Origin of the sequence: Corynebacterium sp. AOP40-4SA-5, from assembly GCF_052377355.1 — a bacterium.
Lineage (GTDB): Bacteria > Actinomycetota > Actinomycetes > Mycobacteriales > Mycobacteriaceae > Corynebacterium.
On record NZ_JBQSWS010000007.1, the window covers coordinates 1 to 22,323 of the forward strand.

At 67.1% G+C, this 22,323-nt stretch carries 20 protein-coding genes and 1 tRNA gene; 7 read left to right on the forward strand and 14 right to left on the reverse strand.

Features of this window, described 5'->3' with window-relative positions:
• Positions 1 to 118: 118 nt before the first annotated feature.
• A complete protein-coding gene (locus ACT3S3_RS05715) occupies positions 119 to 1,879 on the reverse strand; it encodes a pyruvate dehydrogenase (protein ID WP_301444171.1) in 1,761 nt (586 codons plus the stop codon).
• 263 nt (positions 1,880 to 2,142) lie between these two features.
• Between ACT3S3_RS05715 and ACT3S3_RS05720 the strand changes: the two genes are divergently transcribed.
• Entirely contained in the window at positions 2,143 to 2,403 is a 261-nt protein-coding gene (locus ACT3S3_RS05720) for a hypothetical protein (protein ID WP_301444172.1), read from the forward strand.
• Here the strand turns inward: ACT3S3_RS05720 and ACT3S3_RS05725 are convergent, their stop codons facing one another.
• From ACT3S3_RS05725 to ACT3S3_RS05740, 4 genes are all read right to left on the reverse strand, one after another.
• Entirely contained in the window at positions 2,404 to 2,880 is a 477-nt protein-coding gene (locus ACT3S3_RS05725) for a ribose-5-phosphate isomerase (protein ID WP_441582289.1), read from the reverse strand.
• 204 nt (positions 2,881 to 3,084) lie between these two features.
• A complete protein-coding gene (locus ACT3S3_RS05730; protein WP_301442328.1) occupies positions 3,085 to 3,315 on the reverse strand; it encodes a hypothetical protein in 231 nt (76 codons plus the stop codon).
• A gap of 3 nt (positions 3,316 to 3,318) precedes the next feature.
• Positions 3,319 to 3,543 (reverse strand): hypothetical protein, encoded by a 225-nt coding sequence (locus tag ACT3S3_RS05735; RefSeq protein WP_301442327.1) that lies wholly within the window; start codon positions 3,541 to 3,543, stop codon positions 3,319 to 3,321.
• 185 nt (positions 3,544 to 3,728) lie between these two features.
• Positions 3,729 to 4,370 (reverse strand): mycothiol-dependent nitroreductase Rv2466c family protein, encoded by a 642-nt coding sequence (locus ACT3S3_RS05740; protein ID WP_301442326.1) that lies wholly within the window; start codon positions 4,368 to 4,370, stop codon positions 3,729 to 3,731.
• Positions 4,371 to 4,494: 124 nt separating this feature from the next.
• On the opposite strand from ACT3S3_RS05740, the gene pepN reads away from it, so the two are divergent.
• Positions 4,495 to 7,176 (forward strand): aminopeptidase N, encoded by a 2,682-nt coding sequence (gene pepN / locus ACT3S3_RS05745; protein ID WP_441579068.1) that lies wholly within the window; start codon positions 4,495 to 4,497, stop codon positions 7,174 to 7,176.
• Entirely contained in the window at positions 7,176 to 7,565 is a 390-nt protein-coding gene (locus tag ACT3S3_RS05750; protein WP_301442324.1) for a globin, read from the forward strand. The genes pepN and ACT3S3_RS05750 overlap by 1 nt, the downstream gene beginning before the upstream one ends.
• 21 nt (positions 7,566 to 7,586) lie before the next feature.
• Here the strand turns inward: ACT3S3_RS05750 and ACT3S3_RS05755 are convergent, their stop codons facing one another.
• The 6 genes from ACT3S3_RS05755 to ACT3S3_RS05780 all read right to left on the reverse strand — a co-directional run bounded on the left by ACT3S3_RS05755 (position 7,587) and on the right by ACT3S3_RS05780 (position 14,827).
• Positions 7,587 to 8,315, reverse strand: coding sequence for a hypothetical protein (locus tag ACT3S3_RS05755; RefSeq protein WP_301442323.1), 729 nt, complete (start codon positions 8,313 to 8,315; stop codon positions 7,587 to 7,589).
• A 29-nt stretch (positions 8,316 to 8,344) separates the two neighbouring features.
• Positions 8,345 to 8,848 carry an acyl-CoA thioesterase gene (locus tag ACT3S3_RS05760; protein ID WP_301442322.1) on the reverse strand — a complete coding sequence of 168 codons (504 nt, stop codon included), beginning with the start codon at positions 8,846 to 8,848 and terminating at the stop codon, positions 8,345 to 8,347.
• 114 nt (positions 8,849 to 8,962) lie between these two features.
• Positions 8,963 to 10,633, reverse strand: coding sequence for an energy-dependent translational throttle protein EttA (ettA, locus tag ACT3S3_RS05765; RefSeq protein WP_301442321.1), 1,671 nt, complete (start codon positions 10,631 to 10,633; stop codon positions 8,963 to 8,965).
• Positions 10,634 to 10,863: 230 nt separating this feature from the next.
• Entirely contained in the window at positions 10,864 to 11,793 is a 930-nt protein-coding gene (locus tag ACT3S3_RS05770) for a hypothetical protein (protein WP_301442320.1), read from the reverse strand.
• 34 nt (positions 11,794 to 11,827) lie between these two features.
• Positions 11,828 to 12,397 carry a single-stranded DNA-binding protein gene (locus tag ACT3S3_RS05775; RefSeq protein ID WP_444626442.1) on the reverse strand — a complete coding sequence of 190 codons (570 nt, stop codon included), beginning with the start codon at positions 12,395 to 12,397 and terminating at the stop codon, positions 11,828 to 11,830.
• A gap of 231 nt (positions 12,398 to 12,628) precedes the next feature.
• Complete coding sequence (locus ACT3S3_RS05780; RefSeq protein WP_444626432.1) at positions 12,629 to 14,827, reverse strand: cytochrome c oxidase assembly protein; 2,199 nt, start codon at positions 14,825 to 14,827, stop codon at positions 12,629 to 12,631.
• Positions 14,828 to 14,907: 80 nt separating this feature from the next.
• Between ACT3S3_RS05780 and ACT3S3_RS05785 the strand changes: the two genes are divergently transcribed.
• From ACT3S3_RS05785 to ACT3S3_RS05795, 3 genes are all read left to right on the forward strand, one after another.
• Positions 14,908 to 14,981, forward strand: a tRNA-Arg gene (locus tag ACT3S3_RS05785).
• Between the two features lie 296 nt (positions 14,982 to 15,277).
• A complete protein-coding gene (locus tag ACT3S3_RS05790; RefSeq protein ID WP_444626434.1) occupies positions 15,278 to 16,375 on the forward strand; it encodes a hypothetical protein in 1,098 nt (365 codons plus the stop codon).
• 160 nt (positions 16,376 to 16,535) lie between these two features.
• Positions 16,536 to 16,835 carry a hypothetical protein gene (locus tag ACT3S3_RS05795; RefSeq protein WP_301442316.1) on the forward strand — a complete coding sequence of 100 codons (300 nt, stop codon included), beginning with the start codon at positions 16,536 to 16,538 and terminating at the stop codon, positions 16,833 to 16,835.
• A 30-nt stretch (positions 16,836 to 16,865) separates the two neighbouring features.
• Here the strand turns inward: ACT3S3_RS05795 and ACT3S3_RS05800 are convergent, their stop codons facing one another.
• The 3 genes from ACT3S3_RS05800 to ACT3S3_RS05810 all read right to left on the reverse strand — a co-directional run bounded on the left by ACT3S3_RS05800 (position 16,866) and on the right by ACT3S3_RS05810 (position 21,137).
• Positions 16,866 to 18,128 (reverse strand): alpha/beta hydrolase, encoded by a 1,263-nt coding sequence (locus ACT3S3_RS05800; protein WP_441579071.1) that lies wholly within the window; start codon positions 18,126 to 18,128, stop codon positions 16,866 to 16,868.
• A 75-nt stretch (positions 18,129 to 18,203) separates the two neighbouring features.
• Positions 18,204 to 19,367 (reverse strand): acyltransferase family protein, encoded by a 1,164-nt coding sequence (locus ACT3S3_RS05805; RefSeq protein WP_441579072.1) that lies wholly within the window; start codon positions 19,365 to 19,367, stop codon positions 18,204 to 18,206.
• 108 nt (positions 19,368 to 19,475) lie between these two features.
• A complete protein-coding gene (locus tag ACT3S3_RS05810) occupies positions 19,476 to 21,137 on the reverse strand; it encodes an SLC13 family permease (protein ID WP_444626435.1) in 1,662 nt (553 codons plus the stop codon).
• Between the two features lie 347 nt (positions 21,138 to 21,484).
• Between ACT3S3_RS05810 and cmrA the strand changes: the two genes are divergently transcribed.
• On the forward strand, positions 21,485 to 22,315 hold the full coding sequence (gene cmrA, locus ACT3S3_RS05815; RefSeq protein WP_301444133.1) for a mycolate reductase: 831 nt from the start codon (positions 21,485 to 21,487) through the stop codon (positions 22,313 to 22,315).
• Positions 22,316 to 22,323: the final 8 nt, after the last annotated feature.

Below are 22,323 nucleotides of genomic sequence, written 5' to 3' on the forward strand. Positions count from 1 at the left end.
GCCCTAGAGAGTGCACGCGAGGGCCAGCCTTCCACGCTAGAGACGCGGGATCGATTCCAGTCATTCCCTCCACGGAGAAACCCCCTCCGACCAGAGTCGGAAGGGGGTTTTCGGCGTCCTACAGGCCCTTGAAGCCGGACGGGCGCGGCACGTTGCGCAGGTTCGACTTCGCCATGGTGAACATCTTGCCCACGCCGCCCTCGAGCACGGTGCGGGTGGCCGCGCGGGCGAAACCGGCGACCTGCTCCAGCGAGATCTCCGGCGGGATGGACAGTGCGTTCGGGTCGGTGACCACGTCGACGACCACCGGACCGTCGTAGGCGAGCGCCTCGGCGAGCACCGGGCGGACGTCCTTCGGATCCTCGATGCGGAAGGACTTGATGCCGCATGCTTCGGCAATGTCGGCGTAATTGACCTTCTCGTGGTCGGTGCCGAAGTCGGGCATGCCGGCCACAAGCATCTCCAGCTTCACCATGCCCAGGGTGGAGTTGTTGTACACGATCGCCTTGAGCGGCACCTGGTGCAGCTTCAGGGTGAGCAGCTCACCCATGAGCATGCCCAGGCCACCGTCGCCGCACATCGCCACGACCTGACGCTTGCCCTCCACGGCCTCGGCCGCACCGATGGCCTGCGGCAGAGCATTGGCCATCGTCCCGTGCCGGAAGGACGCCAGCAGCTTGCGGTTGGCGGTCGGCGTCACGTAGCGGGCGTGCCACACATTGCACATGCCGGTGTCGGCGGTGAAGACCGCATCGTCGTCGGCGAGCTCGTCGAGCACGTAGGAGACGTACTCCGGGTGCAGCGGGACGTGCTTCTCGATGTTCTTCGTGTAGGCGTCGATGACGTGGCGCAGGTTCTTCTCCTGCGCGGCGAGCATCGAGGACAGGAAGGACGAGTCGTCCTTCTCGTCGAGCAACGGCAGCAGGTCCTCGATCGTCGCGGCGACGTCACCGGTGACCGGGTACTTCACCGTGGTGCGGCGTCCGATGTTGCGGCCCTTGATGTCCACCTGCGCGGTGTCGGTGTCGCGCGGGAGGAACTCGGTGTACGGGAAGTCCGTGCCCAGCAGGATCAGCAGGTCGGCCTCGTCGAAGGCCTCCGAGCAGGCACCGTAGCCCAGCAGGCCGGACATGCCCACGTCGTAGGGATTGTCGTAGTGCAGGTACTCCTTGCCACCGTAGGCGTGGCCGACCGGGGCCTTGATCTTCTCCGCCAGGGCGAAGACCTCCTCGCGGGCGTCCTTGCAGCCCGCGCCGCCGAAGATCGTGATCTTCTTGGCCTTGTTGATCGCCGCGGCGAGCGCGACCAGTTCGCTCTTGGCCGGGTGCACGGCAGGACGCTCCGCGGCGATGGCCGACTCCAGCTGCGGGGAGTCCACCGCCTCGTCACTGGCGATGTCGCCCGGCAGGACGAGGACGGACACACCGTTGCCTGCCATCGTCGACTGAATCGCGTGGTGCAGGATCGTGGCTCCCTGGGTCGCGGAGTTCACCATCTCGCAGTAGCCGGAGCACTCGGCGAAGAGCGCCTCCGGGTGGGTCTCCTGGAAGTAGTGCGACCCGATGAACTGCGAAGGGATGTGGCTGGCGATGGCCAGCACCTTCGCGCCGTTGCGGTGCGAGTCGTAGAGCCCCTGCACCAGGTGGGTGTTTCCGGGACCGCAGGAGCCGGCGCAGACCGCGAGGTTGCCGGTGACCTCGGACTCCGCACCCGCGGCAAAGGCGGCTGCCTCCTCGTTACGCACGTGGAACCACTCGATGCTGCTGCGCTTGACCGCGTCCACCACCGGGTTGAGACTGTCTCCGACGAGACCGAAGATTCTACGAACGCCCTGAGCCTCCAGGGCTGCGACGAGCTGTTCCGCGTAATTGCGAGCCATGTGGGCCACTCCTGTACATGAGAATTGTCGTTGACTACCTCTCCGACACTATGCCGGTGCGCGCAACCCTGCACGGAGAGGTTCATCACACCGCCCAGCCCGGACGATCATGTGTGGATAACTAAAGTTCCGCCTTGCGGTTACCCCCGTCATGCGCCGCCCCCGGGGCAAGAATGACCTCAACAGCACCTTTGTCCGGCATGGGTGGTCGGATATGGCGTTGAGGCCACCCAATTGTCAAAGGAAAAGTACCGTAAGCGTCCATGAAGCCCACCATCATCGACGCGGACAGCGGTCGCGAGCTGTGGACGGCCTCAGAGTGCGCCGACCACGCCGGGACGTCCCGCGGCACCTTCACCAGCTACGCAGGTCGCGGCCGGGCCCCCGAACCGGCCGCCAAACACCACGGCCTGACCCTCTGGGACTCCCAGGAGGTCAAGGACTGGAACGCCGGACGCCAACGCCGGGCCCAGGAGGGTCAGGCACAGGAGAGTCAGGACCCGGAGGGCCCGACGTCATCCTGACTACTTGGCGTCCGGGATCCCCGGGGTCTGGCCGGTCTGCTCGTAGGTGTCGAGGATCTCGATGCGCCGCTGGTGGCGATCCACGCCCGACCAGGACTCGGAGATGAAGGCGTCGACGATGTCGAGGACCTCCTCCTCGGAGTGCATCCGCCCGCCGATGCCGATCAGCTGGGCGTTGTTGTGCTCGCGGGCCAGCTTGGCGGTCTCCACCGACCAGGCCAGGGCACAGCGGGCGCCGACGACCTTGTTGGCGGCGATCTGCTCACCGTTGCCCGAGCCGCCGAGCACGATGCCCAGGGAGCCCTTGTCGTCGACGGTCTTGCGCGCGGCTTCGATGCAGAACGCGGGGTAGTCATCCTCAGGGTCGAAGGTGTGGGCGCCACAGTCGATGACGGTGTGCCCCTCCTCCTTGAGGTGGTCCGCAATGACGTTCTTCATCTCGAATCCGGCATGGTCAGCACCGAGGTAAATACGCATGGCCCTGAGTTTATCCGACGGCGGCCCCCGACAGTGGACAACACCGGTAGTTGCACCCCGGATAACACCGGCACCCCTCAACCCGGGGTGCGCCGAAGGGACAGAAATCGAGCGTGGGATGGCTGAATCCGATGATTCAGCCATCCCACGCTCGATGTTCGCCCCTCCCCTACGGCCCTACGGCGAGGAGTGGGGGAACGTCACTCAGCCAACGACTTCCTCGCCCAGGGAGCCGATCAGTTGGGGCAAGGTTCCCGGCAGCTCGTCCTCGATACCGAGCGAACCGACGATGGAGCCGACGAGGCTGCCGCCGATCTCGCCGGCGGTCTCGTCACCGGCAAGCGAGCCGTCCGTACTCAGCACGGAGTTGTCCCCGCCGAGGATGCCGGTGATGAGCTGGATGAACTCCCAGATGGACCCGATAATCTCAGGCATGGCCTAGCCCTCTGCGCCGTCGCCCAGGGAACCGGAGATGGCGTCACCCTCGGCCAGCGAGCCGGTGATGTCGGACAGCGAACCGGTCAGGTCCCACTCGCTGCTGGTGTCGAAGACGCCCTCGAGGGAGCCCTCGGTGCTCAGCACGGTGAGATCGCCCCGGATCAGGCCGAGGGTGATCTGCAGGACCTCGCTGATGATGTCGGTGAAGTCTGAAAGTGAACCCATGGTGTTCTTACCCCTTGTGTGTGGTGGTGCGGAAAGGAAGAGGAGAGCTACTCGGCACCGGACGACACCGCGCCGCGCCGTGAACTGCCGATACGGCAGATACTATCCACAAGGAACGCTAACCACTACACGTTTCCCGGACCGCCCCACCCCCGGGGGTACCTGAGAGCAGGCCCCCTGGCGACTTACTCCGCGCTGGGGTCCTCGGTGCGGGACTTCTTCAGCTCGAAGAAGTGCTCGTAACTACCCAGGGTCACCGCAGCGTCGAAGATCTTCCCCGCCTCCTCCGAGCGAGGCACCCGGGTGAGCACCGGGCCGAAGAACGCCCGTCCGTCCAGCTCGACGACGGGCGTGCCCACGTCGTCGCCGACCTTGGCGATCGCCGTCGACTGGTAGCTGCGCAACGTCGGCTCCCAGGCCTCCGGCGAGTCACCGCGCGAATGCGCGGCGTCGACGTAGTCGGCCGACAGGCCGACCTCCTCCAGGACCTCGGCGATGAGGTCGTCGTAGGCACCGTCGCCGGTGCGTCCTCCCTGTCCCTGGTCGTGGATGCGGGTGCCCAGGGCGGTGTAGAGCGCGTCGACCTTCTCCGGCTCACGGGTGTAGACGGCCGCCGCGACGAGCGCGGGGCCCCACGCCGCGGTCATGCGCTCGGCGTACTCGTCGGGGATGTCCTTGCCCTCGTTCAGCACGGCCAGGCTCATCGGGGCGAAGGTCACGTCGATGTCGCGCACGGCCTCGACCTCCTTGATCCACCTGCTGGTCACCCAGGCGAAGGGACAGGTCGCGTCGAAGTACAGGGTGACCGGTGTGGTGCTGGTGCTCATGTGTGCAACTCCTTGTCTGGCGTGTGCCTGGCATGCATGTCGTTGATCGCCCCACTGAGAATACGCGCCCCCGAACCGACCCATGTCCGGACAGGACGGTCCACGCCGACTATGGTGGTCCCCTATGAGTTCAACCAACCTGACCCGATCCGAGGCTGCCGAGCGGTCGGACCTGATCACGGACGTCCACTACGCCATCGACCTCGACCTCACCGAGGGCGGGGACATGGACCACAAGACGTTCTCGTCGGTGACCACCGTGACCTTCACCGCCACCACGGCAGGGTCCACCTTCATCGACCTGCGCGCCGACGAGGTGACCACCGTCGACCTGGACGGTGCGGACATCCTGCCCCTGGCCCTGCCCGGGGACGGGGAGGGTCGCTACGACGAGGCCCGTGGCCTCCAGCTCACCGACCTGACCGCGGGGCGTCACGAACTGACCATCGTCGCGGAGTCGCTGTACTCCACCACCGGTGAGGGGCTGCACCGTTTCCTCGACCCGGCGGACGGCGAGGTGTACATGTACACCCAGTTCGAGGCGGCGGACGCCAAGCGCGTCTTCGCCTGCTTCGACCAGCCGGACATCAAGGCCACCTACGAGGTCACCGTCCACACGCCGACCACGTGGACCGTGGTCACCAACAACTCCGTGGAGACCACCACCACCGGCGGCGAGAAGACCGGGGAGACCTCCCACCGTGCGGTGGTGGACTACCCGCTGTCGACGTACCTCATCGCCTTCTGCGTGGGCCCCTGGTACCACGTCACCGACTCGTGGACGGGGTCGCTGACCCCCACCGCCGAGGTCGCCGGCGTCACCGACACCCGCCTGGTGCCCGAGGGCGAGATCACCGTGCCGCTGGGCCTGTTCGTGCGCCAGTCGCTGGCCGAGTACCTCGACGCCGACGTCCTGTTCGACGTCACCAAGTCCGGCTTCGACTACTACGCGGCGAACTTCGGGGTGGCCTACCCGTTCCACAAGTACGACCAGATCTTCTGCCCCGAGTACAACATGGGCGCGATGGAGAACGCCGGCTGCGTGACCATCCGCGACGAGTACGTCTTCCGCTCGGCGGCGAGCCACTACGAGTACGAGCGTCGGGCGGACACGATCCTGCACGAGCTCGCCCACATGTGGTTCGGCGACCTGGTGACGATGCGCTGGTGGGACGACCTGTGGCTCAACGAGTCCTTCGCCACCTGGTCCTCGGCGATGGCGCAGACCCACGCCACGTCCTACGACACCGCCTGGGTGACCTTCGCGAACAAGGAGAAGTCCTGGGCGTACGCGCAGGACCAGCTGCCCTCGACCCACCCGGTGTTCTCCGGGGCCAACGACCTGGTCGAGGTCGACGCCAACTTCGACGGCATCACCTACGCCAAGGGCGCCTCGCTGCTCAAGCAGCTCGCCGCCTACGTGGGCCTGGAGCCGTTCTTCGCCGGCATCCGCGCGCACTTCGTCAACCACGCCTTCGGCAACGCCACCTTCGACGACCTGCTCGGTGCACTGGAGAAGGCCTCCGGGCGCGACCTGTCCGACTGGGCCGACCAGTGGCTCAAGACCACCGGCATCAACACCCTCGGCACGGAGACGGAGGTTACCGACGGCACCTACTCCTCCTTCGCCGTGACCCAGTCCGGCGCCGCCCCGGGCGACGGCGAGACCCGCACCCACCGCCTCGCGGTGGGCCTCTACGACCTGCAGGACGAAGGGGACGCAGCGTCGGTCGTCCTGCGCCGCCGCGTGGAGACCGACGTCGCCGGGGCGTCCACCGACGTCCCCGAGCTCGTCGGCGAGAAGAAGGCCGACCTGGTGCTCGTCAACGACGACGACCTCGCCTACGGCTTCCTCGCCCTCGACGAGGACTCCCTGGCCACCGCCGTGGAGCACATCGCCGGCATCGCCGACCCGATGGCCCGCTCGCTGATCTGGTCGGCGGCGTGGCAGATGACCCGCAACGCCCAGATGCGCGCCCGTGACTTCGTCGCCCTCGTCGTGCGCGGCGCCTGGGCGGAGACGCAGCTCGGCGTGCTCGAGCAGATCCTCGCGCAGGCCATCGGCGCCGTCGAGAACTACGCGGCACCGTCGTGGCGTCCGGAAGGACGCGCCCAGCTGCTCGCCGGGCTGCGTGCCGGTGCCGAACGCACCGAGGGCCAGGCACGCCTGGCGTTCGTGCGCGCCTACGCCAACGCCGCGCAGGACGCCGAGTCGACCGTCTGGATCTCCGGGCTGCTCGGCATCGGCGACGTGTCCGCCGGCGACCTGCTGCCCGGCTTCACCGTGGACCAGGACCTGCGCTGGCGCCTGATCACCGCCCTCGTCGGCGCCGTCGACGTGCTGCCCGACGAGGACGCCGCCGAACTCGTCGAGGACGAGGAGCAGGCCGACCTGTCGTCGTCCGGACGCATGAACGCCATGAAGGCTCGCATCGCCCGCCCCGACATCGAGGTCAAGCGCAACGCCTGGAACGCCATCACCCTCAACGGGCGTGAGCTCGGCAACCTGGAGCTGCGCTTCATGATGGGCGGGCTGACCCACGTCGGCCAGGGCGAGCTGCTCTCCCCCTTCGGCCCGGAGTACGTGCAGCGTGCCGTGGAGATGTGGGAGAACCTGTCGTCCGAGATGGCGCTGCGCACCCTCGACGGGCTGTTCCCCTCCTGGGCCGGCTACGAGGACGTCGCCGACGACCTGCGCTCCACCGCCGCCGACGAGTCCACCCCGGCCGGCCTGCGCCGCGTCCTGTCCGAGGGCCTGTCGCGCGCCGACCGCGCCGCCACGGCCCGGGCCTTCGACGCCCGCTGATGACTCAACCCAGCAGCTTCTACGAGGCCGTCGGCGGCGAGGAGATCTTCCGCCGGATCGTGCACGAGTTCTACCGGCAGATCCCCGACGACGACATCCTCGGTCCCATGTACCCCGCCGACGACCTGGCCGGCGCCGAGGACCGCCTGCGGTGGTTCCTCGTGCAGTACTGGGGCGGGCCGCAGACGTTCACCGAGCACCGCGGCCACCCGCGCCTGCGCATGCGCCACATGCACTTCCCCATCGACGCCGCCGCCCGCGAGCGCTGGCTGGTGCTCATGGGCAACGCCCTGGACACCGTCAGCGACGAGGACCTTCCCGAGGCCCCGCGCGCGGCGATGTGGGAGCACATGGTCCGCGTGGCCGACATGCTCGTCAACAAGCTGTAGTAGACGAGCTGCAGGACGCCGCTAGCGCGGCGACGGGATGCGCGCCAGCCCGCCCGGGCGCGGCACGTAGGCGGTGCCGAACAACGCGTCGATACGGATCCACGAGCCTGTCGCGCTCACCCGGATCAGGTCGTGGGCGCGCAGGTCCTCGCGGCGCGGCTCCACCACCAGGCCCAGGGCCCCCAACGCCGCGACGACGCGTCCGGCGATCTCCACCGCCCCGGCATCGTCTGCATCACCGGTCAGACGCAGCAGCGGCTGGTCCAGCAGCGACGGCGGCAACCCCGCCGGCCCGGAGTGCTCGTCCGCCTCGCGCTGCATGCCCTCGAACAGGGAGCGCACGTCGGCGGCCGGGACCGTGTCGATCAACCGGAACCCCGTCGCCGGCGGCGCAGTCCCCGTCCACAGCAACGACACCACCCCGCCGAGACTCACCGTCCCACGCGTGGGGCTCTCCACCACCCCGGCGAGCAGCCGCGGCACGGGCTCAGCCAGCACCACCGCGTCCGGCACCGAGGGCACCGCGTGGATCCGCTCGGCGACGATGCACCCCAGCGGCGTGGAGAAGATCACGTCCGACATCTCGTCGCCGACCTGCACCACCCGCGCCATCGCGCCGGTGTCCATGCGCAGCACGCGGGACGCCACGGCCGCCGTGCGGCGCAGCGCGGCGGCCTGCACGTCCGCCGGGCGGGTGAGGGTCAGGGTGAGCTGGGCGTCCTGCGAGGAGCCGGGGAAGTTGAGCACCATGACTGCCAGGGTATCGGTCCGCCCGCCGGCTAGCGCTGGCGCCCGCCGACCACGGTGCCGCCGTCGCGCGTGCCGTCGACCGCGGCCTCCTCCTCGTTCAGCGGGATGAGGAAGGTGTCGATGACCTTCAGGTCGTGTTCCGTCCACTCCCTGGTCTTGCCGGACATCGGGTCCACGCCCACGTTCACCGTGTCCACCACCGCCACCAGACGGTGCTGGCCGTTGCGGATGTACTGGCGCATCTTGAACGACTTCACGCCCACCTGGAAGATGAACGACTCCACCACCACCGCGACCTCGCTGGACGACACGGACTTCTGGTAGTCCACCGACGCCCACCGGACCACGAACGCCGGGATCGACATGTCGATCTCCGTGAGGACGTCGCGCACGAAGTCGATCCGCGCGTCCTGCGAGAACTCCAGGTACGCCGCATTGTTGACGTGCTGGAACTGGTCGAAGTCAGACCAGCGGAGGTTCACCCGTGTGCTGTGGTAGCGGGCACCGGTGGCCTCGTGGTCAACGAAAGGCATCGAAGTCTTCTCCTTACGAGGGCGGGGCCCCAGCATGTGACGCTGAGGCCCCGCCTGAACGGTCCGCCCGAGAAGCGGGAACCGCAGTTGTCCTGTTTTGTCTCGTAGAGGATTCTATCGGGAAAGCCGGCGATGTGTTACCCGGGTGGGTCGGGCGGCGTCCGCACCGAGTCGCTCGACCTTGTTCTTCTCGTAGTCCTCGAAGTTGCCCTCGAACCAGAACCACTGGCCCTCGGCGAAGTTGCCCTCCCACGCGAGGATGTGGGTGCAGGTACGGTCCAGGAACCAACGGTCGTGGGAGATGACCACCGCACAGCCCGGGAACTTCTGCAGGGCGTTCTCCAGCGAGCTCAGGGTCTCGACGTCCAGGTCGTTCGTCGGCTCATCCAGCAGGATCAGGTTGCCGCCGATCTTCAGCGTGAGCGCCAGGTTCAGGCGGTTGCGCTCACCACCGGAGAGCACCTTCGCCGGCTTCTGCTGGTCGCCGCCCTTGAATCCGAAGGCAGACAGGTAGGCACGCGAGGGCATCTCGTTCTGGCCGACGATGATGTAGTCCAGGCCCTCCGAGACGATCTGCCAGACGGTCTTCTCCGGGTCGATGTTCTCCCGGTTCTGGTCGACGTAGCTCAGCTCCACGGTCTTGCCGACCTGCACCTCGCCGGCGTCCGGCTGCTCCAGACCCACGATGGTCTTGAACAGCGTGGACTTACCGACACCGTTCGGGCCGATCACTCCGACGATGCCGTTACGCGGCAGGGTGAAGGACAGGTCCTTGATCAGCGTGCGACCGTCGAAGCCCTTGGTCAGGTTCTTCACGTCCACGACCTGGTTGCCCAGGCGCGGCGGAGTCGGGATCTGGATCTCCTCGAAGTCGAGCTTCTTGTACTGCTCGGCCTCCGCCGCCATCTCCTCGTAGCGCTGCAGACGGGCCTTGTTCTTGGCCTGGCGTGCCTTCGCCCCGGAGCGGACCCACGCCAGCTCCTCCTTGAGGCGCTTCTGCAGCTTCTGGTCCTTCTTGCCCGCGACCTCGAGACGCTCGGCCTTGGTCTCCAGGTAGGTGGAGTAGTTGCCCTCGTAGGGGAAGAGCTTTCCGCGGTCGACCTCGCAGATCCACTGCGCGACATGGTCCAGGAAGTAGCGGTCGTGGGTGACGGCCAGGACCGCGCCCTTGTAGTTGGCCAGGTGGTTCTCCAGCCACAGCACGCTCTCGGCGTCCAGGTGGTTGGTCGGCTCATCCAGCAGCAGCAAGTCCGGCTCGCTGAGCAGCAGCTTCGCCATGGCCACGCGACGACGCTCACCACCGGAGAGGTGGGTCACCATCTCCTCGGGCGCCGGGCAGCGCAGGGCGTCCATCGCCTGCTCGATCTTGGAGTCGAGCTCCCAGGCGTCGGCGGCGTCGATCTTCTCCTGGAGTTCGGTCATCTCCTCCATGAGCTCGTCGGTGTAGTTCGTGGCCATCTCCTCGGCGATGGCCTCGTAACGGGTCTTGACCTCGAAGATCTCGCCGAGACCCTCCTCCACGTTGCCGCGGACGGTCTTCTCCTCGTTCAGCGGCGGCTCCTGCAGCAGGATGCCGACGGTGGCACCCGGGTCGATGAACGCCTCACCGTTGGACGGCTGGTCGATGCCGGCCATGATCTTGAGCAGCGAGGACTTGCCGGCGCCGTTGGGTCCGACGACACCGATCTTCGCCCCCGGGTAGAAGCTCATGGTGACGTTGTCGAGGACGACCTTCTCGCCGTGAGCCTTGCGTACGTTCTTCATCGTGTAGATGAACTCGGCCAATGTGTTCCCTCCGGTTTACCTGGCTGCGTGCGCCTGTGCGTCGAAGCCCTTGCATATACGTTGGACGAGCCTACCCCACCACGCCACGCTTCCCCGAAGATGCGCGTACCCCCTCCCCTGCCTCGGCGGGACCCGGTGTTCTGACGAAGACGGGTACCAAGTTGGACCTGGGAGCGTTGAGTTGGTCAACTCAACGCTCCCAGGTCCAACTTGGTACCCCTTGCCTCAAACTAACCCGCCGCGTACCCGCGGGTGGACCCTACCGCCGGGTGCCACCGCATGACGGCGTCCTCGTCACTCCCGGGAATCGCCGGGGACTGCCTGTTGATTCGTGGAAGCACAGCACGCCGGATGTCTCGGGCGACGCGCTCGGCCGCCCGTCTTATGCAGGCGTCGGTGTAGTGCTGCAGCACCCAGCCGTGGTGGGTGATCTCGTTGTCCTTCCACCGCTCCTTGACGAAGCTCCCCAGCGTGACACCTTCCCCCTCCGCCGCGTGATACCTGAAACTGTCGATCTCGACGGCCACCTGCGCCTCCGGGATTACGAGGTCATAGCAGTAGTTCCCGACCATCCGGTTGACCAATACGGTGACGGGGAGGTCCGCCAACGCCTCACTCACGATCTCGAAGGCCCGGCGCTCCAGTTTGCTCATTACACCGATCGGCGTCCCCTCGAGCAACACGACCGCCTGCTTCCTGCCCTTGACCAGCGACGCAAGGTCCAGTTCCAGGAGGTTATCCGCACCGATGCCGTGGTAGGCGTTCGCGAGGAAGCCGCGGAGTTCGCCGTCGGGAAGCTCAGCGTCGAGCGCGGCTTGCAGGGGACTGACCAGTGCGATTCCACCTGCCGTCCGGATCCGCTCCGGTACGCCACGGCGAAGTGAGTAGAGCTCTGAGCGACGCGCCTGACCCGTGCACCGTGCTTCCACGGGCCACCGGAAGGGCCGGTCGAGGTAGAGGCTCATCGCCGTACTCCCCGTGTACACCAGCCCCCGGAGTTCATGGAGCGCGACGAGAACCGTCCTGTCGTCCGGCTCCTCGTCGCAGTAGATCCCCTGGGCGAGGCGGAAGATTTCCCCGTCCCGGACCGCCGCCCGAATCTTCTTCGGTGTCTTGGTCCGACGCAGTTCGCTCGTCGTCATGAACCTGATGATTGCCACCTCCTCGACCTTCAGGCCACGCGTCCCCGGACGGTCAGAAGGAGGGCTCCGCGTCGCCGGCGGCGGCGACGAAGTCGTCGACCGGTGCCGAGTCGCCGTCGGTGCCTGCATCCCCGTCAGTACCGGACTCGCCGGACGCGCCGGAGGCACCGACGGCCGCGTAGCCGCCGAGGCTCTCCGACGGTGACTTCGATGCCGCCGCGTCCGCCGGTGCGTCCTGCGTCTGTGGTTCCTTGACGCGGTCAAGCCGCGACCAGGTCGACGGCGAGTGGCTCAGGTCCAGGCCGATGTTGGAGGCGGAGACCCGCCAGAGGGTATGGAGGATCTCCTTGCCCTCGTTGTTCGTGCGGGCGTTCTCCGGGGCGTAGGTGTAGGACGTCATCCGGCCGGTGATGACCAGCGGCGCGCCCTTCACCACGCTCTGCAGCACGTTCTGGCCGAGGCGTCCCCAGCACTGCACGTCGATGAACAGGGTGCCGGAGTCCTTCCATTCCCCGTTGTCGTTCCAGCTCGGCGTGGACGCCATGCGGAAGGTGACGAGCCTGTTGACGTTGTTGTGCCGCTGCGGGTGCGTCGCGGCGAAGCCTGTCATGGTCACGGACATCTGCTGTAGCGCCATCTCCGGCACGCTCCTCCCCCGGTCTCCCCCGGGTTGTGCGGCGGCCCCCGGCCGCCTCCCGGTGGTCGGTGGAGCCGTCCCCCACCTCGTTTCCCCGGTGGGACCATCATCCACAGCGTCCCCACGCCGGGTCAACGACCCTCTCACCGCCTGTGGACAACCCCGCCGGTTCCGGACGGAAGTTGTCCACAGCCTCCCTGCGAATTCCGTGACCTGCTAGGACTCGCCGGGGCCGCGGTGCCGCTGTTCGCGCTTGGCCTTCTCGGAGTGCACGTAGCCCTGCACCTCCTCGCTGCGGTACTCGGTGCGGTAGTAGGCGTCCGCGGCGTCGTCGCGTCCTTCCGTGAGGCCGGCGAGCATGGAGTTGTAGGCGTCCAGGTCGGCGTCGTTGTCGCGCTCGGCCTTGCGGTCGTAGCGGGCGGCCTCCTTGCGGTCCTGGCGCAGCCACTGCACCGCGTGCGCCGTGCTGACCAGTAGCAGGGGAAGCTCGCTGAGCCCCCAGGCGATCGCGCCGCCGGTGTGCTGCTGCTCCATGAGGTCCACGTCGAAGGGCAGTTGCAGCGACAGGTAGTAGGTCTCCGCCAGTGGCTGCGCCATCTGCATCATCGCGATGCCGAACCAGGCGTGGAAGGCCATGGACGCGAGCGTCATCAGCAGTTTCATGAACGGGCTGAGCTGGCGCGGCGCGGCGTCCACGCCGATGACCACCCAGTAGAAGAGGTATCCGGAGATCAGGAAGTGGGTCATCATGAACAGGTGCCCGGCGTGCTCGGAGGCCAGGTCGCTGAACAGGTCCGACAGGTACAGCGCGTAGAAACCGACCACGAACTGGAAGGACGCCACGATCGGGTTCGTCAGGAACCGTGAGACGGGGTTGTTGATGAAGACCACGAGCCACTCGCGGGGACCCTGCAGACCGTTGCGTCCGGCGGGGCGCAGCGCGCGCAGCAGCAGCGTCATCGGACCGCCGAGCACCCAGAACACCGGGATCAGCATGGTCAGCGCCATGTGCTGGAGCATGTGCGGGGCGAACATCGCCATGGAGTACATGCCGAGTCCGGAGCAGGTGACGAAGATCAGCACGAGGTTACCCAGCGTCCACCACACCAGCCGGCTGGTCTTCCACTCCACGCCGCGGCGTCGCAGCGTGATCCACGCCCACATGTACACCGCCTGCAGCAGCAGGGCGACGGTGCCGAAGACCAGGTCGAAGCGCCAGTTGGTGAGCACCGCCGCCAGGCTGAAGGGTTCGGAGACGTCGAAGCCCATGATCAGCTCGGCCGGGGTGATGTCGGCGACGGCCTCGACGGGTGGCGGAATGCGGGTCAGCGACAACGCGACGCCGACCGTGGCAGCCATGACGAAGATCTCAACCAGCGCCAGACGGACGAAGTGACGCCGCCACCAGGCGGTGGCCTTCACACCGGACGCCTCGGCCGCCTCGAGCTGCGGCACCGTCCAGCGCCGGTGGGCGAAGCCGAGGAAGGCCAGGATGAGCGTGAGCACGGCCTTCGCCACGATCACACGGCCGTAGTCGGTGGTGAACCACTCGGAGAACGACAGGCGGATACCCGCGTTGATCAGGCCGGACGCCGCGATGCCGATGATCGCGCACAATGCCACGAAGCTGTAGCGCCGGGTGATCTCGGCGAGGAAGGGGCCACGTCGCGCGGCGTGCGCGACCAGGGCCATCAGCCCGCCGATCCAGATGGCCGACAGGATGATGTGCCACAGCAGCGAGTTCACGCCGTAGTCGTGGTTGCCGCCGGCGGCGGAGTGCCCCTCGAGGGCGATCGGGATCAACGACGCCACCGAGAGGACGAAGAACACCGGTTGCCAGATCCACCGCCTGGTCAACAGGGACAGCACGGCGACCGCGCCGGCGATGCCGGCGATCCAGAGCATCGCCTTGGCGGTGGAGACCTGCGCGATCGCGACACCCCACATGTCGGGACGCAGCGTGTCCTTCAGCGGCTGGCCGGAGAGGTCGGACAGGTACAGCGGGACCAGCAGCAGGGCGCACAACGCCCAGCCGGCCATCGCCCAGGTGCCCGTGCGGGACGCCCGGTAGCCGTCGAGGCCGAGGTAGCCGTCCTTCCCCGGTTGCGCGCCGAAGGCGCTCATGAGGAATGAGCCGACGCCGAGGCACGCCAGGACGGTGCCCGTCCCCCGCACCAACGGCACGCCCCAGGATGTGACGGGACCGGGGTCGCTGATGCCGAGCGCCGCGAGCGACTGGCCGAGGAAGGCGTCGCTGATGACGGCGGCGACGAGCCCGGCCATGACGGCGGCGATGACGTAGATGGCGACTGGCGAGCCGATCCGTCCGGCAGGACGGGAGGGGCGGGACGGACGTTGCGGATCCCCTGTCGGGGATCCGCTGACTGATTCGGTGGCGGTGGCCGCGTCGGACATGCCCTGAACGTTACTAGCCGTGACCCCTGTACCCCGATTCCGTGTCCGTGGCCTGGCGTGCACTACGATGACTAGCGCAAGCCTCCGTAGCTCAGTGGATGAGAGCAACCGGTTTCTACCCGGTCGGTCGCGGGTTCGAATCCTGCCGGGGGCACTACACAGGTCGCCTACCTGCACGGACGTGCGGGAGGCGGCTTTCGTATTGCTACCCGAGCACCGGAGCGCGGTGTGGGTTGCAACGCAGGACGCCCGGACGGTGATGCTCGCCGCACACTGTCGGTCCACCCCGGAGCTTCTTCCCGTTCGAGGCGAGACGACCCCGGCCACCACCGCAACGGGTCGGCGAGGATCCTGGGTATCTTTCCCCGCCGAACCTGAGTTTTAGTGCGGTAACGTTTATGATCGCCCACAAGACGTTTCCCCCACGAAAGACTCACCTTGTTCACCACGATGACCCGCACCACCACCGCCGTGGTCGCAGCGCTCGCACTGACCACCCTCGCCGCCTGCGGGGACGATGCCGGCAGCACCTCGGACGCCACGTCGCCGACCGACACCACGACCGATGCCGACGACCCAAACGCCGAGCTCCGTGACCTCTACAACGAGGCCCTGGACGGCCTCAACCTCGACAACGACCGTTTCACCGACGAGGACAACGCCGCTCCGCTCTACGACTCGACCGGCGAGTTCGAGTACTCACTCGTCGACATCGACGGCGATGACACCCCAGAGATGCTGGTCGCGGCGATCGGAGATCCCTTCAAGATCTCCAAGGTCTTCGCCGTAGCAGATGGGTCACTGATCGAGACAGACCAACTTTTCGCCGACGGTGCCGCAACCGGCGGCGGTAGCCGGGCGGGATTCCACACCAGTGCCGAGCACAACGGAGTGTTCAAGACACTCGGCCGCAGCGGCAACGGCCAGTACGTCACGTCGCGCTGGTCGCTGGAGGGTGACCAGATGGTCGAGGGGCAGACATGGGAGTACAGGATCGACCAGATCCCCTCCGACCTCGATGCCGAGCAGGCCGAGATCCAGTGGACGTCCACCGACGACAGGTCGGCGCTGGACCACATCGGTGAAGCTGACGACGCAGACGGCGCAGACGACCAGGGCGACGGTCCGAATCCGGACCTCCCCGGCGCCACGAGCGACAGCGGCGACAGCAGCGGGTCCGCAACATCCGGCGGAAGCCTGCCCCAGACGGACACCGCCTCCCCCGATCAGACAGGCACCGAATGCGGCACGGTCGACGGTGTGACGGTGACCGCCGGCAGTGCGACGAGCTGCGGTTTCGCGATGAACGTCGCACAGCAGGCCCTGCACCCAGGCAGTTGGGAGCCGGGCGTCGCCCCCGACGCCACAGTGACGCCACCGTGGGGACAAACGACGGTCACCGCGAGCAGTCCTGCAACCGGGCAGACGTACACGCTGAGCTGCAACTCCGGAACCGACCCCTTCTACGCCAATTGCAGTGGCGGAAACAACGCCAGAATCCAGTTCAACAAGACCGCCCAAGGCGGCCTGATGTACCTGCTCGGTTAAATAGCCGGACGCTCCGTTCGATGCGCAGGGCAGCGCCGCCGGCATGCACCACGTTCATGTCCGTCCCCTCCCCTATGATTGTTTTACCGGAGCAACCAGATGAGAGGACCGCCATGCGCACCACCACCATGATGAACCCCACCGCACTGCCAGGAAGGCCATGGCGATGTTCCTGACCTGCATGATCCTCTCGGCAGCCATCTCCGCTCTCGTCACCTGGCTGACGATGTGGCTCGTCCTCTCGATGGAGGAGAAGTCGAACGGAACGATCGAGGGGTTCGGGAGAAAACGCCGGACCGTCCAGCAGGCGGCAGCGAAGCAACTCGACGAGTGCCGCCACGTCTGGGGACAGTGGGAGACCATCCAGGAGGAGGCGACAGCTCCATTCACGGTCATCCAGCGGCGCGAATGCGAACTGTGCAGGAAACGGGCGCTGGACAGGGTGACTCTGACCGCGTGACGCGGCGTCGCCATCCCCGCTGCCGAGGCTCTACTGCAGGGACGAGGTCGGCGTGGAGCCTTCCGCACCCCTGCCCGGGTTGGCCTCCAGGTAGTCGGCCTTGGCCTTCTCGGTCTGCCCGCGGGCGTCGTCCTCGTTGAAGCCGAGCCCCTTGGCGATGACGGGCCAGGACTCGAACATGTCGTCCTGCCAGTAGGCCCACTGGTGCGTGCCCGTGGGGTGCAGGTTGTAGACGAGGTTGTTGGAGTCCTCGGTGATGCCGGCCTGGTCGGTCGTCGACTTCAGCAGCTGGGTGCACACGTTGCTGCCCGCCTCGATGGCAAAACCTTCGGTCATCGGCACGATCATGCCGATCCCGTTGCCGTTGAGGACGTCGCCGGACGTCACGTCGTGCTCACCGAGCAGTCCCGTGCCCGAGGAGACGTAGATGTTGTGCTGGTCGGACAGCTTGTCGGCATTGACCAGGGCGTCGTTCTCGCGGGCGACGGAGCCGTTGGGGTCACCCCACATCTGCTCGAACGAGGCGTTCCCACGGTCCAGGATCAGCTGGGTGGCCGCGGAGAACCGTCCGGACGTCGCCGCACAGCCGGAGTATGCGCCGACAGCGTCGTAGAAGCCGGGGTACTTCTGCGCGTAGACCAGCGAGGTGGACCCGGTCATGGACATGCCGATGATTGCCCGCTTGCCGTTGGCCTTCAGGTGCGACTCGATCGGCCCGGGGAGCTCCTGGGTCAGAAACGTCTCCCACATCTGCGTGCCGCCGTTGCCGTTGCCGTCGGTGTCCAGCGTGTCGTTCGGCTGCTGCCAGTCGGTGTAGTACGACATGCGCCCGGCCATCGGGATCACCACGTTCACGTCGCTGGTGCGCTTGCCGTAGAAGTCCACGGCGGTGGTCTGCTTCAGCCAGTTCGCCCCGCCCTCGCCACCGTCGGCACCGTTGAGCAGGTAGATCGTGGGCGCATTCTCGCTCTTCGCCCTGATGGTGACCACCGGGATCTCACGGCCGTCCATCGCCTCGGAGGTGACCTTGAGCTCCTCCAGGCGCTCGAACCTCGCCCCACCGTCGGCGTCGTAGACGTAGTCGCGCCAGCCTGCCTTCGACTCCCCGACGTAGCCGTCGCCCTCTGCTTCCGAGCGCGAATCAAAACGGGTGACGATGTCCGCGGTGCCACTGAACGCCGAGGTCGGGACGGCGGACGTCTGGCCCGAAGCGACGGACGACTCGTCGGCGACCGCGGGGGACGCGCCGAGGACGGACAGGGGCAGGACGGCGGCCACTGCTGCGGCAGCCACGCGCGTTCGCGGATTGCGGGGCATAGAGATCCTCAGGAAAAGTCAGGGTTGATTCCATGAGGATACTAACAGGTCTTATTCCACCGAAAGGTATCGGCGCCGCAGCCACTGCGGCCGGCTGAAGAGCCAGGCGAACCCGCTCGCGGTGAGCACCTTGTGCAGGCCCAGGCTCAGCACCACCGCGATCACACCGAGGATCAGCGGCTGCAACGGAAGCCCCGGGTCCGCCGGAAGCAGCAGGTTGAATACGAAGATGACCGTGGCGAGCACCATGATGTGCATCAGGAACACCGGCAGCGTCCGCGAACCGACCTTGCTGAACGGCACCATGATCCGCCACGACTCCATGTAGGAGAACGCACTGATCACCGCGATGATCCCCACCGAGGCCAGGAAGACCTTCAACGGACCGTTGAGCCCGATGAGGAAGTGGTCGTTGGTGGCGTCGACCCACAGGGCCACCACGGTGTAGAGGGCCGTGGAGCCCCCGATGATCCACAACGAGCGCATCCGGGCCATGCGGTGGATCCACGGCGCCGCGTACATTCCCAGGAGGTAGAAGACGTAGGTGTGGAGGATGTCGTTCCACGGCCAGCCGAATCCCGCCATGGGGCTGAGCATGCTCACCGCACCGGCCACCACGATCTGAACCACCGGCGGAACCCGGCGTGTGAGCTTCGACAGCACCGCGAACAGCGCCAGCGCGTACAGGAACCACAGGTAGGACGGTGGCCCCAGCACGGAGCGTCCGATGTTCTCCAGCATCGGCAGCCAGTTCTGCGGGTCCGCTCCCCGCGGCGCGGGGATGTCCCCGCTGTGGCCGACGTTGGTGTCGGGGATCAGCGACAGCCAGATTTCACGGATCGGCACCCAGAGGACGAAGAGCCAGACCATGATCCACACCCGACGGTCCGCGAACTTCCGCCAGCTCTCCGACAACGCCTTCGCCGCGAACAGTCCGGACAACAGGAAGAACAACGGCATGCGCACGGGGCCGATCAACATGTTGATGTGTTCCCAGGCGCCGGTGGCGTAGCCGTTGTTGTTGAGCGTGATGATCGCGTGGCCGCTCACGACCAGCAGGATGCACAGCCCCTTGGCTGCGTCCACCCACCCGACCCTGCCGATCCGTCCGGCACCACCCACCCGGCCGGTTGTCCCGTCCTCCCCGGTCGGGCCGGCGTCGACGTCTGGCGAGCGCGTGGCCCCCGAGGTCGGGGAAACTGCTTCGGGGGGCATTACGATCCGCTCACTCTCTGCATAGCCTGGCACTCACTGCCTGACGCTACTATGCAGCTCCCCCCACAGGGAAACGCCCCGGGTGGGGCGCTCCGGTCAGCCGAGGGGTCAGCCGAAGGTCAGCCCGAAGACCGGGACGGCCAGGGCGAACACGGTGATCGTGATGAGGAAGACCGCGACGATGTTCAACCAGATACCGCCCTTGAGCATGTCCCCGGCCTTCACGTAGCCGGCCCCGTAGGCGATCGCGTTCGGCGGCGTGGCCACCGGCAGCATGAAGGCACAGGTCGCGGCGAGCGCCGTCGGGATGACGAGGACCAGCACGTTGATCATGCCGTCGCCGGTCAGCCCGATGCCGACCGCGACGCCACCCATGATCGGGATGAACGTGGCGGCGGTGGCAGTGTTCGAGGTGAACTCGGTCAGCGCCAGGACCACGGCGGTGATAGCGACGACCAGGAGCACGATCGGCAGGGCCTCCAGCCCCTTGACCATCTCACCGATCCACAGCGACAGGCCGGAGGCGGTCACCATCGAAGACAGGGACAGTCCGCCACCGAAGAGGATCAGGACATCCCACGGCAGGGCCTTGGCGTGCTCCCAGTCGATGACGCGGGTGCCACGGTTGTTGACCGGGACGATGAACATCAGCACGGCGGCGGCCATGGCGATCGCGGCGTCGGCGATGGTGATCGACCACCACTCCACGTACTCGGCGAGCAGCGGGATGCTGATCCACGCCACGGCGGTGCACAGGAAGATGATGCCGGCGATGACCTCGGGCCGGGAGATCCTGCCCATGTCGTCGATCTCCTTGCGGATCAGCTCCTTGCCGCCGGGGATCTCCTTCATCTCGGGCTTGAAGACCGTGACGAGGACAAACCACGCCAGGAACGTGAAGACGAGCGCCAGCGGGAAACCGACCATCATCCACCGGGCGAAGCCGATCTCGATACCGTGCGTGGAGGACATGTAGGACGCCATGAAGACGTTCGGCGGGGTGCCGATGATCGTACCCAGCGAACCGATGGAGGCCGCGTAGGCGATGGCCAGCATCAGGGCCGTGGCGAACTTCTTCTGGTTCTCCCAGCCACCGACACGGTCGGCGGTGAGTGACAGGACCGAGATACCGATCGGCAGCATGACCACGGCAGTCGCCGTGTTCGACACCCACATGGACATGAACCCGGTAGCCAGCATGAAGCCGAGCACGAGTTGCTTGGGCTTCGTACCCACCGCGTAGACGACCAGCAGCGCCATCCGACGGTGCAGACCCCAGCGCTGGATACCCAGGGCAAGGATGAAACCACCCATGAAGAGGAAGATCGTCGGGTCCGCGTACGGGGCGGACACGTCGCCCATGGGGGCGACCTGCAGGATCGGGAAGACGACCAGCGGCACCATCGCGGTCGCGGCCAGGGGCAGGGCCCCGGTCATCCACCAGGCGCCCATGAGCACCATCACCGCGGCGGTGACGGCCATGGTGCTGAGCTCGAACGGTCCGTTCTCGTCGTCCGGGTACGCGTCGTTGACGAGGTCGACACCGTTCGAGGGGAAGAGGAGGTAGATGAGGACGGCCAGGACGATGCCGACGCCCAGCCCGATGAACCGCTTGCGGTTCGACTTCCGTTCGGTGTCGGCGGCCTCAGCACTCTCGGGACCTTCGGCAGGCTGGGTGGGCTCTGCGGACTGGGTGGACTCGGTAGCGACCGGGCCCGACGGCTTCTCAGGCTCAGACGGTTTAGCGTCCTCGCCGGCTTTGGCAGACATGGTGTGTCCTCTCTCGGGGCAGTGAACGTCAGCTCCAGGGTAAACCTGGTAGTATCCCGGGGCTAATGATACGCGGGGCGGGGCTGAATGCGGGGGTGACGATGTTGTAAAAAGTCACCCCCGCCCGCGCGCTTGACCCGCCTACCGTAGTCAACTGAGTCGGGGAACACACAGTCGCCACCCCCGTTTCCCACACCGCAGGCCGGCCAGCCTCCCGCGACCACGCCCACCAGCACACGGGACGTCCCGCCGCGGGTCCTCAACTCCCGGGAGGCCACCGTGCTCCCATGTAACGTGGACGGGTATCACACCCGCGCCGCGCCAGCCCGTTCAGGAGTCCAATCACCGTGTTCCGTCGTCCCCGTCACCACGCACTGCCCGCACCCGGCCCCGACAGGGTCGCCGTCGTCACCGGCGCCTCGTCCGGAATAGGGCAGGCCATCGCCTCTGAGCTGGGACGTCGCGGCCACAACCTCCTGCTCGTCGCCCGCACCAGCGGGCCGATGGAGCGGATCCGCGACGACCTCGCCACCTCCCGTCCGGACGTCACCGTCGAGATCCGCCCCTGCGATCTCGCCGACGCCGACGCCCGCGGCGTCCTGATCGAGGAGCTCACGGGACGCGACGTCAGCATCATCGTCAACTCCGCCGGTGTGGCCACCTTCGGCCAGTTCCGCACGCTCGATCCGTCCTACGAGAAGGTGCAGTTCGAGCTCAACGCCACCGCGGTGTTCGACCTCACCGCCGCCGTCATCCCGGGCATGGTGGCCAGCGGGGACGCCGGCATCATCAACGTCGGGTCCGTCGCGGGCAACGCCGCGATCCCCAACAACGCCACCTACGTGGGCACCAAGGCCATGGTCAACACCTTCACCGAGGCGCTGCACTACGAACTGAGGAAGACCGGCGTGCGCTGCACCCTGCTCGCACCGGGGCCGGTGCGCGAGGAGGTCAAGGAGGACGCCGAGCGTACGATCGTCGACCGGGCGACCCCCGACTTCGTGTGGACGACCTACCCGGACTGCGCGACCGAGACGCTGGACGCCCTGGCCGCCAACAAGCTGCGCGTGGTGCCCGGCGGGCTGTCGAAGGTCGCGAACGTGATCTCCACCTACGTGCCCCGTCGCCTCACCGCACCGCTGTTCGGAGCGGCGTACTCACGCATGGCGCAGGACTAGAAGAACTC